Annotated in this window: 9 protein-coding genes; 6 read left to right on the top strand and 3 right to left on the bottom strand. The window is 71.1% G+C overall.

The window, feature by feature from the left end; translation table 11 throughout:
- The first annotated feature begins 256 nt into the window (after positions 1-256).
- Complete coding sequence (gene msrA, locus EV376_RS09270; protein ID WP_130321732.1) at positions 257-919, top strand: peptide-methionine (S)-S-oxide reductase MsrA; 663 nt, start codon at positions 257-259, stop codon at positions 917-919.
- 130 nt (positions 920-1049) lie between these two features.
- Here msrA and EV376_RS09265 read toward each other — a convergent pair whose 3' ends face one another.
- From EV376_RS09265 to EV376_RS09255, 3 genes are all read right to left on the bottom strand, one after another.
- The gene (locus EV376_RS09265; protein ID WP_130321730.1) at positions 1050-1262 is read right to left on the bottom strand and encodes a hypothetical protein; all 213 of its coding nucleotides are present in this window, start codon (positions 1260-1262) and stop codon (positions 1050-1052) included.
- 92 nt (positions 1263-1354) lie between these two features.
- Entirely contained in the window at positions 1355-5050 is a 3696-nt protein-coding gene (locus EV376_RS09260) for an RHS repeat-associated core domain-containing protein (protein WP_130321728.1), read from the bottom strand.
- Positions 5020-5655, bottom strand: coding sequence for a hypothetical protein (locus tag EV376_RS09255; RefSeq protein ID WP_130321726.1), 636 nt, complete (start codon positions 5653-5655; stop codon positions 5020-5022). Before EV376_RS09255 ends, EV376_RS09260 begins: the two co-directional genes overlap by 31 nt.
- A 237-nt stretch (positions 5656-5892) precedes the next feature.
- Here EV376_RS09255 and EV376_RS09250 point away from each other — a divergent pair, with 237 nt between their 5' ends.
- The 5 genes from EV376_RS09250 to EV376_RS09230 all read left to right on the top strand — a co-directional run bounded on the left by EV376_RS09250 (position 5893) and on the right by EV376_RS09230 (position 12497).
- On the top strand, positions 5893-7677 hold the full coding sequence (locus tag EV376_RS09250; protein WP_130321724.1) for an N-acetylglutaminylglutamine amidotransferase: 1785 nt from the start codon (positions 5893-5895) through the stop codon (positions 7675-7677).
- Between the two features lie 2 nt (positions 7678-7679).
- Complete coding sequence (gene ngg, locus EV376_RS09245; RefSeq protein ID WP_130321722.1) at positions 7680-9506, top strand: N-acetylglutaminylglutamine synthetase; 1827 nt, start codon at positions 7680-7682, stop codon at positions 9504-9506.
- Positions 9503-10696 (top strand): osmoprotectant NAGGN system M42 family peptidase, encoded by a 1194-nt coding sequence (locus tag EV376_RS09240; RefSeq protein WP_130321720.1) that lies wholly within the window; start codon positions 9503-9505, stop codon positions 10694-10696. The genes ngg and EV376_RS09240 overlap by 4 nt, the downstream gene beginning before the upstream one ends.
- Before the next feature lie 335 nt (positions 10697-11031).
- Entirely contained in the window at positions 11032-11961 is a 930-nt protein-coding gene (locus tag EV376_RS09235; protein ID WP_130321719.1) for a ribonuclease Z, read from the top strand.
- Entirely contained in the window at positions 11958-12497 is a 540-nt protein-coding gene (locus tag EV376_RS09230) for a GNAT family N-acetyltransferase (protein WP_130321718.1), read from the top strand. Before EV376_RS09235 ends, EV376_RS09230 begins: the two co-directional genes overlap by 4 nt.
- Positions 12498-12569: the final 72 nt, after the last annotated feature.

The following is a 12569-nucleotide window of genomic DNA, read 5'->3' as shown; positions in this document are numbered from 1 at the left end:
TTGCCGCCCGTGCCGGGCCGGACGCGATCTGTGGTGGGCGTGACCCGTGTGACAGGTGCGCACTGGGTGCCGAGCGAGGCCGGCGGGGCGGCTGGGCAGCGTGGGAGACAAGGTCACGGTCGGTAGCGGCCGAACCGGGGCGGCAGCGCCGTCGTCCCACCGGCCGCAGCCGGCCCGCCTGACTGCCGGCCACCCGGGTAAGGAAGTCGGGTCCGCCGGCGTTGCAGGCTGGGAAGGGTACGAGAGGAGTCCCACCGTGTTCCTGCGCCGCATGAAGGCCGAGATGATCACCCCGGAGCAGGCCCTGCCCGGCCGCCTGATCGCGATGCCCGTCGCCGACCGGCACGAGGTGCTCGGCACCCCGCTGAAGGGCCCGTTCCCCGAGGGGGCACAGGTCGCCGTGTTCGGGATGGGCTGTTTCTGGGGCGCCGAGCGGCTGTTCTGGACCCTGCCCGGCGTTTTCACCACCTCCGCCGGCTACGCGGGCGGCTACACGCCGAACCCGACGTACGAGGAGGTCTGCTCGGGCCGCACCGGCCACGCCGAGGTCGTCCAGGTGGTGTACGACCCGACGATGATCAACTACGAGGACCTGCTCAAGGTCTTCTGGGAGAACCACGACCCGACCCAGGGCATGCGCCAGGGCAACGACGTGGGCACCCAGTACCGGTCGGCGATCTACCCGACCACCGACGGGCAGCTCGCCGCCGCCGAGGCGTCCCGCGACGCGTTCGCGCCGATCGTGGCCCGCGCCGGCAAGGGTGAGATCACCACCGAGATCCGCCCGCTGGGCGACTACTACTTCGCCGAGGACTACCACCAGCAGTACCTGGCCCCGACGAAGAACCCGAACGGCTACTGCAACCACGGCCCCAACGGGCTGAGCTGCCCGGTCGGCATCGCCCGCACCGCAGGCTGAGCCGATCGACGTGCAAGGGCCCGCAGCCATACGCTGCGGGCCCTTGGTCGGACTCGGCCGCCAGAGCGAAACCAGATATCTACACACCTTCCCGCCATCTGGCCTCGATAGCTATAACGCGGCCCGAGATCTACGGCGCGACGATAAAGTCCCGTACCAGCGGCTTGAATGCTGAGTAACCACCATCGTCCACCGCCACGACAACGCGCATTGATTCGCCTGCGTCCGGGAGCGCGTAAGTCATGACGTTGTAATCAACACCGTCCACCTTGACCACCGCCTTCTGAGGCTCATCCAGTAGATGCTGTAACTCGGCGAAGGGCAGCCGCTGCAGATCACTCAAGGTGCGCTCAGCAACTTCACCCGCAACAATCGACTTCAGTGTCGCCCCCTGCTCCGCGAATTAGCCAACAGCACGATTTCGCGTACCTTGCTTTACCAGAAGACCGGGATTCGATAGGTGCGATGACTCCCCTTCCTTCCTACTCGCCACCAGTCAACCTGGAAGTGCTTTCGACTCCCGAGGCGGCCGAACGGATGCGGCTTTCGATCATAGCCGACGCGCCATCCATACTTGCTCCCCTTGTATTGGAGACGCTTTTTCTGCCAACTGCTTCCCTTGAAGCGACCTTTGATCGCTCGGGCGGCCCTATGACCGTAAGCGAGCACGCGCGCACTCTGAACGCCAGCCCAGTTCCAGGCATTTCCGCCGTAGCCGATAAGGCGGCCGACGCCTCGTCCGATGGAGCGCGCGGCCCGGGCGCACCAATTGCCGACCTTGCAGATCTTGCCAATCTTCTTGCCGTCCAGGTCCTCTTGATTGATCGGATCGCCGCAGGTGTATTCGTACGCGTTGCAACTTCCGCCCTCCACGGGGTCGACCTGGAGGAAGCGGCCCGTGGTGGTGTTGTAGAGGCGGACGCCCATCAGGATGATGCCCGACGGGGTGTCGGCCGCCCGCTGCTTGGCGCCGAGCCAACCGTACCGCTGCGCCCCGACGTCGTCGGGGTTGCGCGGGCTGCCGTACTCGCCCGCCTCACTGGTCCGCGACAGGCCCTCGTCGTCACCGTGGATGGCCGCAACCAGGTCGCCGTGCAGGTTGGTGATCTGCCAGTCGACCTGTCCGCTGTCGCTGTCGAAGATGCCGGCCATCGCCGACAACCCCGACACCGGCCGGGTGAACCGGTCCGCCGTCTCCTGCGTCCAGGACGGACTGTCGTCGTCGCCGTCGTAGTGGTGCACCGACTGCACGGCGGTGCCGCTGGCGTTGTCCGTCCACGAACGGACCCGCTCCCCGGTCACGTCCAGCACGTAATCCGTCGTCCGGCCGCCCTGAGTGATCGTGTCCACCAGGTCCGTCGAGTGGTACGTGACCGTCACGTTTCCACCCGGGGCGTTGGCGGTGTCGACCGCCGGCACCGTCCTCGTCCGGCCCAGCGCGTCGTACACGTAGCCGCTGGTGTTCACCCGGTCAGCCGTGTCGTACGTCCACGTCCGCGACGACGCCGCCGTCGTGCTCTGGCAGGCCCCGTCACCGGCCGGGCCGTACACGCTGACCGAGTTGCGGTTCGACGACGTGCTGAACCCGTACGACCGGGTGGTGCACTGGCCGCCGATCACATCGCGGATCGAGGTCAGCCGGCCCGCCGGGTCGTAGCTGTAGCTCTGCTCCGACAGGCTCGACGACCGCTGCCGCCACTGGCCGTGCGCCGACTCGACCACGCTCTCGGTGTAGAGCGTGCAGTCGGCCGCCGCGCAGCCCGGCTTCGTGTAGGTAAGACCGACCTGGGTGCCCGTCTCGTCGGTCTCCGTGGCGACCTGCACCCCGTTCGGCCACGACTCCGACGTCAAATTGCCGTCGGCGTCGTAACTGCCCGAGAAGGCTCCCGCCTGGGAGTCGTTGACCGAGGTCAGCAGGCCGCGTCGCTCGGTGCCGACGTCGTACGTGTACGTCCGGGTGGCCTTGCCGTCGGTACTGGTCGCCACCCGACCGAGCAGGTCGTACGTGGTGGTGGAGGTGACCCCGTCGGCGTCGGTGTAGGAGGTCTGCCGGCCCAGGTTGTCGTAACCCTTCACCACCTGCGCCGTCGACAGCCCGCCGACCATCGACTGGACCCGCAGCAGCCGTCCCGTCGCCGGCTCGTACACATTGCGGGTGATCGGCACCGCCGTGCCGAGCCCCGACGCCACCGCCACGCTGGTCTCGTACGCCCGGCCCGCGCCGTCGTACGTCGTGGTCGTCGTGCGCAGCGTCCCGGCGCTGGTCTTCTCGGTCACCACCCGCGACTGGTTGAACATGTCGTAGGTGGTCACCGTCACCGGCAACTCCGGCCCGCTGGCGGCCTGGCCGCCCGGCTGCACCCGGCATGGCAGGTTCGCCCACTCCGGCCGCAGATCGCACTCGGCGTACCCGGAACCTGAGGTTGCCCGGTAGTAGACCGTCTTCCGGGTGGCCTGTGTGGTGGTGCTGGTGCCTCCGGCCGGCGCGGTCGTGGAGGTGACCAGACCGGTGATCGGGTCGTACGTGGTCCGGGTGGTCTGGGCGAGGCCGGACGGGTCCACCGTCACCACGGTCGGCTGGCGCAGACCCCAGTCGTACGCGGTGGTGGTGGTCCGGATGTCATGGTCGGTCTCGACGCCGGCAGTGGCGTCCCAGATCCGGACGCCGACCTCCTGCTTGGTGATCAGGTTGTACGGCCCACCGGTGGTCGGCGCACCCTGGTCGTAGGTGTTCCTGGTGAGCTTGCGCCCACGCACCACGACACCATCCGGCAGCACGACGTCGTGCTCCGGCTCGAGCGTGTTCGTGAGCCGCTGCCCGTCCGACGAGTAGATGTTGAGGGTGGAGTGGCTGCGAGCCAGCATGCTCTCCGCCGCCGCGTCGTCGGTCGGGCTGGCATCCAGCGCGCCGGCGCGGTTGCCGGCGGTGAGGGTCCGCACCGTGTTGCCCCACTGGTCGTACCAGGTGGCACTGATGTGACCGCCCGGCGTGGCGGTGTTCACCTCCCGGGCGTTCGCATCCAGGTAGGTGATCGTGGCCCGCTCGTAAGACGACGGAAGCGTGCCGGCTGCCGGGTTGCCGGTCGGCACCTGGTTCGCCGGGAAGACCGCCGTCGCGTCGGTCGGCGCCTCCGGCTGCGCCCACCGACTGGTCTGCGCCGGCGACAGGTCGTACGGCGAGCCGGTGCCGGACACCGGCACCTTGTAGACCACCGTCTGGGTGGCGGTGCCGGCGGAAAGGGCCGAGCGGGTCACCTTGTGCAGCCGGCCCGCGCCGGGGTCACCGGGGATGCTGGTGTAGCTGAGCTGCCACGGCTCCTCTGCGACCGGCTTGATCGCAATGAGCATCCCACCCGCGTTGTAGTCGTAGGTCTCCCTGAGCTGACGCATCGTGCCGGCGTCGTTCCAGTCCAGCCGCGGATCCCAGGTGGCGCGCAGCCGGCCCGCGTTGTCGTACGCGTACCGCGCCATCGGCACGGTCCGCATCGCCGGGGTGGCCAGGTCCGGATCCCAGGCGGTGAAGGAAATTTCCTTCACGCGGCCGGCGTAGTCGCCCCACGCCGACTCGGTGGTGCCGGTCGCCGTGGTCGTCGTGGCGTAGGTGAAGGTCAGCGCCCGGCAACCCCGGGTCATCGTCGCGCAGTTCACGCCGTCCGGGACCGGAGCCAGCATCCGGGTCGGCCGGACCACCTCCTTGCCGCCGACGGTGGCCTTCTCCCAGCTCAGCGTCGTGGTCTGGTTGTTGCCCGGCACGGTAACCGACGTCGGAAAATACTTGCCGGCAGCGGTGCCGCTGACCCGGGTAAAGAGCACCGTGTTGCCGTCCTCGTCGGTCAGCGAGTAGGAATCGCTACCGGCGGTGTAGGTCAGCTTGCGGAACTCCATCCCGATCTCGGGATCGAAGGCGCTGGCGGTGCGTTTGGTGAAGCCGATCGTGTCGCCCTCCGGCAGGCCGACCTGCACCAGCGAGCCGTACATGGTCAGCGAGGTGTACGGCGACTCGGCCTCTTCGACCACCGCGCCGGACACCCAGCCGGGCCCGAACATGTTCGCCGCGTCCGTCTCTGCCGCCCGCCGGCTGTTGTACGAGCGGGTGACGGTCAGGTCGCTGCCGAACGAGTCGACGGACACGTCCGTGTCCGACAGCGTGTAGTTCCGGTGATCAGGTTGACCGAACCGGGGCCGATCTCCTGCGCCGCCGCGGACGCCTGGTCCCGGTCGAAGGTGAACTTCGCCGGGCTCGACGTGCCTCCGGTACCCCCGGTGAAGGTTCCGCGCACCTGCAGCGGACCGTTCCGCGGGATCGACTCGGCGTCGGCCGCCGCGAGGGTGGCCTCGACGTCCCAGTTGAGCTTGGGGAAGTTGCCGTCACCGCTGGTCGGCAGCGGCCAGGTCACCGCGCCGCCGCCGGCCGCGACCGTCACGTGCCCGGTCGGGATGTTGACCCAGACATCGGCGTCACCGCGGCGCCACTGGTAGGTGACCCCGGTGGCGGCCGCCTGGCCGATGCCGGTGAGCGCGACCTTCGCCGCGGTGATGTCGCCTTCCTTCGGCGAGGTCACCGCGCCGGAGCCGACGTTGAAGGTGTACGTCCGGATCGCCGACTGGTTGCCCGCCCGGTCCCGGGAGCGCACGTACAGCGTCTGCGGCCCGTCCGAGGTGGGGGTGATCGACACGGTGGCGCTGCCGCCCAGGTTGGCCGCGTTGACGGTCTGGTTCGGGGTTCGCTGCAACAACGCCGCGCACACAGTTTGCCGCCGACGCCCGGCGGCGCGAGTCTCGTCGATGCGTTGATTGTCACATCGAGTGAGCGGCCTGACCCTCGCAGCGTGACGGTCGTCGACACGAACCGCCACCATCGAGCCCGCTGCGACCACGCTCCGCAATCGTGGGCGCGGATTCTAGCAACCCTTTACACGACTGTCATCGTCTCAACAGGCCAACCGCAACATCCTCTGGCAGCATCGTCTCGCATGTGCGGACTTGCGGGAGAGTTCCGCCGTGACGGATCACGCGCCGACGTGTCGGCGGTGGAGCGCATGGCGGCCACGATGAGTGACCGAGGGCCGGACGACAGTGGGGTGTGGGCACAGGGCAGGACCGCCCTGGGGCACCGGCGCCTGAAGATCATCGACCTCTCCGCCGCGAGCGGGCAGCCCCTCGTGGACGCCGCCGCCGGGCTGACCGGCGTCTTCAACGGCTGCATCTACAACTATCGGGAGCTGCGCGCCGAGCTCCAGGCGAAGGGCCACCGGTTCTTCTCCTCCGGCGACAGCGAGGTCGTGCTCAAGGCGTACGCCGAGTGGGGGCTCGACTTCGTCGACCACCTCCTCGGCATGTTCGCCGTGGCGATCAGCGAGCGGGCCACCGGCCGCCTCGTGCTGGCCCGGGACCGGCTCGGCATCAAGCCGCTCTACCTGGCCGAGTCGCCGGGAGTGGTGCGCTTCGCCAGCACCTTGCCGGCGCTGCTGGCCGGCGGCGGGATCGACACCGGCATCGACCGCGTCGCCCTCGCGCACTACCTGAGCTTCCACAGCATCGTGCCGCCGCCGCGCACCATCCTGCGCGGGGTGACCAAGCTGCCCCCGGCCACGGTCCGCGTCTACGAGCCGGACGGCGGAACCCACGAGCGGGTCTACTGGGACCCCTCGTTCACCCGGCACCCCGACCGGGCCGACTGGTCCGAGAAGGACTGGCAGGAGGCCCTGCTGGAGTCGCTGAACACCGCCGTGCGGCGGCGGATGGTGGCCGACGTGCCGGTCGGTGTGCTGCTCTCCGGCGGTCTGGACTCCAGCCTGGTGGTGGCCCTGCTGGCCGGCGAGGGCCAGCGGGGACTGTCCACCTTCTCCATCGGCTTCGAGGCGGTCGGCGGCCGGGAGGGCGACGAGTTCCGCTACTCCGACGTGGTGGCGAAGACGTTCGACACCGACCACCACCAGATCCGGGTGCCGACCGGCGACCTGCTGCCGCCGCTGGAAGCGGCCGTCGCCGCGATGAGCGAGCCCATGGTCAGCCACGACTGCGTGGCGTTCTACCTGCTCAGCCAGGAGGTCGCCCGGCACGTGAAGGTGGTGCAGTCGGGTCAGGGCGCGGACGAGATCCTGGGCGGCTACCACTGGTACCCGCCGCTCGCCCGAACCACCCGGGAGGACGCCCTCGACACGTACGCGCGGGCGTTCTTCGACCGGGACGCCGCCGGCCTGGCCCGCGTACTCGACCAGGCCTGGCTGGCCGACGGCGACCCGGCGCGGGAGTTCGTCGCCGCGCACCTGGCGCGACCCGGCGCCGACACCGCGGTCGACGCCGGCCTGCGGATCGACACCCAGGTGATGCTGACCGACGACCCGGTGAAGCGGGTCGACAACATGACCATGGCGCACGGGCTGGAGGCCCGGGTGCCGTTCCTGGACCACGAGTTCGTGGAGCTGGCCGCGAGCTGCCCGCCGGAGCTGAAGCTGGCCCAGGGTGGCAAGGGCGTGCTCAAGGAGATCGGCCGGCGGGTCCTCCCGCACGAGGTCATCGACCGGCCGAAGGGCTACTTCCCGGTCCCGGGCCTCACCCACCTGGAGGGCAAGCTCCTCGACCGGGTACGCGACGCGCTCACCGCACCGGAGGCCCGCCGAAGGGGCCTGTACCGCGCCGAGTACGTCAATGCACTGCTCGCCGACCCGAACGCCGAACTGACCCCGCTGAACGGAAACAAGCTGTGGCAACTCGGACTCCTGGAAATGTGGCTCCAGAGCCACGGAATCGACTGACCGTGTCCGACACCCTCGCCACCGGGGTGGCCCTCGCCGACCAGGTGCGCGGCCGCAGCCGGCGGTTCGAGCGGGTGGGACCGGGTGGCGACCCGATCGCGACCGCCGGCGCCGCCGAAACGGACCGCACCGACGACGGACCCGCCGACGGCGTGGTGCTGGACTGCGGATGGGGCCGGCTGGTGTTCGGCCAGACGTTCGCCGACCAGGCCGCCGTCGCCGACGTACTGCGCTCGGAGGCCGCCGGCGCGCGGGACATCTGCATCTACCTGCGCGACCCGCACGTGCTGGTGTCCCGCCTGCCGGACGAGCTGTTCATCGACCCGTCGCTGACCTACCGGCTGCCGCTGGACGGCGAGTGGCCCGCCGACCCGGAGATCCCCGGGCTGCGGATCCGCCCGCTGCACGACGCGGAGGACGCGGACGACGTCAACCGGATCTACGCGGCGAACGGCATGGTCACCGCGCCGGTGGACGTGCTGGTCGCCAACGCGGCCACCGACCGCTTCCTGCACCTGCTCGCCGAGAACGCGACCGGCGAGGTCGTCGGCACCATCACCGGCGTGGACCACGTGGCCGTCTTCGACGACCCGGACGGCGGCGCCAGCCTCTGGTGCCTGACGGTCGACTTCAACGCCGCGCCGCCCGGCACCGGCCAGGCGCTCATCACCGCGCTGGCGGCGCGGCTGGTCGAACGCGGCCGGGCGTACGTGGACCTGTCGGTGCTCGCCGAGAACGACGGTGCGATCCGGCTCTACGAGCGGCTCGGCTTCTACCGGACGTCGACGCTCTGCGTGAAACGGAAGAACCCGATCAACGAGCGGCTCTTCCTGCCCGCCATGCCGGAGGGGTACGACCAGCTCAACCCGTACGCGAAGATCGTCGCGGACGAGGCGATGCGCCGCGGCATCCGGGTGGAGGTGACCGACCCGGCGTGGGGCGAGCTGCGGCTGAGCAGCGGCGGCCGGACGGTCCTCACCCGCGAGTCGCTGTCCGAGCTGACCTCGGCGGTGGCGATGAGCCGCTGCGACGACAAGCGGGTGACCCGGCGGATCCTCGCGCAGTCCGGGCTCTCGGTGCCCCGCGGCCGCACCGCCACCGGCGGCCAGGCCGACGCCGCCTTCCTCGCCGAGGTGGGTGAGCTGGTCGTCAAGCCGGCCCGGGGCGAGCAGGGCAACGGCATCACCGTCGGCGTACGGACGCCGGAGGCGCTGCGGGCGGCGGTCGAGCTGGCGGCCCGGTTCTGCCCGGAGGTGCTGCTGGAGGAGCTGTGCCCGGGCGAGGACCTGCGGGTCGTCGTGATCGACCACGAGGTGGTGGCCGCGGCGGTCCGCCGGCCGGCGGCGATCACCGGCGACGGCGTGCACGACATCGCCGAGCTGATCGAGCGGCAGAGCCGCCGCCGCGCCGCCGCCACCGGTGGCGAGTCGCGCATCCCGCTGGACGACATGACCCGCGAGGTGGTCGCCGAGGCCGGGTACGCGCTGGACGACGTCCTGCCCGAAGGGCAGGTGCTCGCGGTCCGGCGTACCGCCAACCTGCACACCGGGGGAACGATCCACGACGTCACGGCCGACCTGCACCCGGTGATCGCCGAGGCCTGTGTGACCGCGAGCCGCGCCCTGGACGTCCCGGTGACCGGGCTGGACCTCCTGGTTCCCGCGCCGGACCGGCCGGAGCACGTCTTCATCGAGGCGAACGAGCGGCCGGGGCTGGCCAACCACGAGCCGCAGCCGACCGCCGAACGCTTCGTCGACCTGCTCTTCCCCGGCACCCGGGCACCTCAGCGGCTGTGGTCGCCGGCCGGTGCGGCAAGCTCAGGGGCATGACCGCGAACCGGCCCACCCCGCTCCCGCTCGACCTCGACTACCTGCGCCGGGTGCTGCTGGAGCTGCTGGAGATCCCGAGCCCGTCCGGGCGCACCGACCACGTGCAGCAGTACGTGGGCGAGCGGCTGGCGGCGCTCGGGATCCCGTCGACGCTGACCCGGCGCGGCGCGCTCAGCGCCTGCCTCCCCGGCCCGCGGACGACCGGGGCGGACCGGGCGATCGTCGTGCACACCGACACCATCGGCGGCATGGTGAAGCGGCTCAAGGAGAACGGCCGGCTGGAGCTGAAGCCGATCGGTACGCACAGCGCCCGCTTCGCCGAGGGCGCCCACGTGCGGATCTTCACGGACGACCTGGACCGGGTGATCACCGGTCAGGTGCTGCCGCTCAAGGCCAGCGGCCACCGCTACAACGAGGCCGTCGACTCCCAGGGCATCGGCTGGGAGCTGGTCGAGGTACGGGTGGACGAGCCGGTCGACGACATCGCCGGCCTGCGGGCACTGGGCATCGACGCGGGCGACTTCGTGGCGTTCCTGCCGAACCCGCAGATCACCCCCACCGGGTACGTGAAGTCCCGGCACCTGGACGACAAGGCCGGCGTCGCCGCCGTGCTGACCGCGTGCAAGGCGCTGGTCGACGCGGGCGTCACCCCGGCGGTGACCGCGCACCTGCTGATCACGGTCACCGAGGAGATCGGCCACGGTGCCTCGCACGGGCTGGACCCGGACGTGGCCGAGATCGTCTCGGTGGACGCGGCCGTGGCGGCTCCCGGGCAGCAGTCCCGGGAGAACGCGGCGACCCTGGCGATGGGTGACGGGGTGGGGCCGTTCGACTACCACCTGACCCGCAACCTCGCGGCGATCGCCCGCGACCACGACGTCGACCTGGTCCGCGACGTGTTCGACTACTACCGCTCGGACGTGGCGGCGGCCGTCGAGGCGGGCGCGCACGCCCGGGTGGCCCTGCTCGGGTTCGGGGTGGACGCCACCCACGGCCACGAGCGCACCCACCTGGACGGGCTGCGCCAGCTCACCCAGCTGCTCTGCCTGTACCTCCAGAGCGACCTGGTCTTCCCCGAGTGGGACGCCGAACCGGCGGGCGACCTCGCCGACTTCCCGTCGCTGGCGGTCCAGCCCGCCAGCGAGGACGGCCCGCGCGAAGGCCCGATCGGCATCGCCACCGGCACCTGACCGACTCGGCCACCCGCTCGCATTCCCGGCCGGCCTGTGATCGAAATCCGTTGCCCGGGCCACCGGGCTCTGGATAGCGTGACGGTACACGGGAAAGGAGGTGGTCCAGACTTGTATAGCAATCGGACTCGTGAGGTGGCTGTCCGCTAGCCGCTGTCCTCGACAGTAATCCCGTCCGCCCCGCCAGGGGTGGGCTCAGGCACCATCGTCGAGACCGTGTGGCAGCGGTGCGGCGAAACCACGACAGCCACCCGACCCCCGGGGTGCCGGCCCAGTCCAGCCGGCCCGCGCGTCAGCGCGGAAGCCCCGGGGGTCGCTTCATCCCGGAGATCACCGTGTCGATGCGCGAGCTGGTGGTGCTCGGGACGGCCAGCCAGGCGCCGACCCGGACGCGCAACCACAACGGGTACGTGCTGCGCTGGGACGACGAGGTGATCCTCTTCGACCCGGGCGAGGGCACCCAGCGGCAGCTGCTGCACAGCACCGTCACCGCCACCGACCTGACCCGGATCTGCGTCACCCACTTCCACGGCGACCACTGCCTGGGGCTGCCCGGCACCATCCAGCGCCTCTCGCTGGACCGGGTGCCGCACCCGGTGGCGGTGCACTTCCCCGCCGGGGGCGCCGAGTACTTCGCCCGGCTGCGGCACGCGTCGAGCTTCTACGAGACCGCCGAGCTGGCCGTCGAGCCGGTCACCGCCGACGGGCAGCGGATGGCGCTGCGCGGCGGCACCCTGGAGGCCCGCCGGCTGCGGCACCCCGTCGAGACGTACGGCTACCGGCTCGTCGAGCCGGACGGGTGCCGGATGCTGCCGGAGAAGCTGGCCGCGTACGGCATCGCCGGCCCGGCCGTCGGCGAGCTGCTGCGCGTCGGCCACCTGGACGTGGCCGGACGCCGCGTCACCCGGGACGAGGTGAGCGTGCCCCGGCCCGGGCAGCGGTTCGCCTTCGTGATGGACACCGGCCTGTGCGACGGCGTGTACGCGCTCGCCGAGCACGCCGACCTGCTGGTCATCGAGTCGACGTTCCTGGAGTCGGAGGCCGCCCTCGCCGCCGAGGTCGGGCACCTCACGGCGGCGCAGGCCGCACGGGTGGCCACCGAGTCCGGGGTACGCCGGCTCGTGCTCACCCACTTCTCGCAGCGGTACCCGGACCCGGAGCGCTTCGCCGACGAGGCCCGCCGGCACTTCGACGGCGACCTGGTGATCGCCGCGGACCTGATGACCGTGCCGGTCCCGTCCCGGCGGGTAGCCTCGGCCGGGTGACCTTGACGCTGCGCTGCGCCACCGCCGGCGACCTGATGGCCGTGGGCAGCCTGCACCAGCGGTCCCGGGTCGCCGCGTACTCGTCCTTCCTGCCGGCGGACGCGCTGGCCGAGCCGACGCCGGAGGCGATGGGGCGGTACTGGGCCGAACGGTGGCACTGGGAGCGGGACACCCACACGCTGACCGTGGCCGAGCGCGACGGCGAGCTGGCCGGATTCAGCTACGTCGGCCCGGACGACGAGGACGATCCGGCGACCGGGCTGCTGTACGCGCTGCACCTGGAGCCCGCCGAGCGGGGCCGCGGCGTCGGGCGGGAGCTGATGATTTACGCGCTGGACGGCATGCGGGCGCGCGGGTGGCGGCGGGCCGCGCTGTGGGTGCTGCGGGAGAACGCGCACGGGCGGCGCTTCTACGAGCGCGGCGGCTGGACGCCGACCGGGGCCGAACGCGAGGACCTGATCGGCACCGTCCTGGCCACCCAACTCCGCTACGCGCGTGCGGTGCGAGGACGGGCCTCCTCGCACCGCCCGCGATAGCGGAAGGGCCCCTTCTCGACACCGGCTCCGGTCGCTGGCGGCACGGTTCGCGATCGGCGGCAGCGGGCGTTC

The sequence above is a fragment of the Micromonospora sp. CNZ295 genome, from assembly GCF_004217535.1.
This window is presented reverse-complemented; position numbering and strand designations above follow the sequence as displayed.

Coding starts and splice junctions, on each gene's coding strand:
- EV376_RS09250 (WP_130321724.1), top strand. CDS start 5,893: ATGTGCGGACTTGCGGGAGAGTTCCGCCGTGACGGATCACGCGCCGAC.
- EV376_RS09240 (WP_130321720.1), top strand. CDS start 9,503: ATGACCGCGAACCGGCCCACCCCGCTCCCGCTCGACCTCGACTACCTG.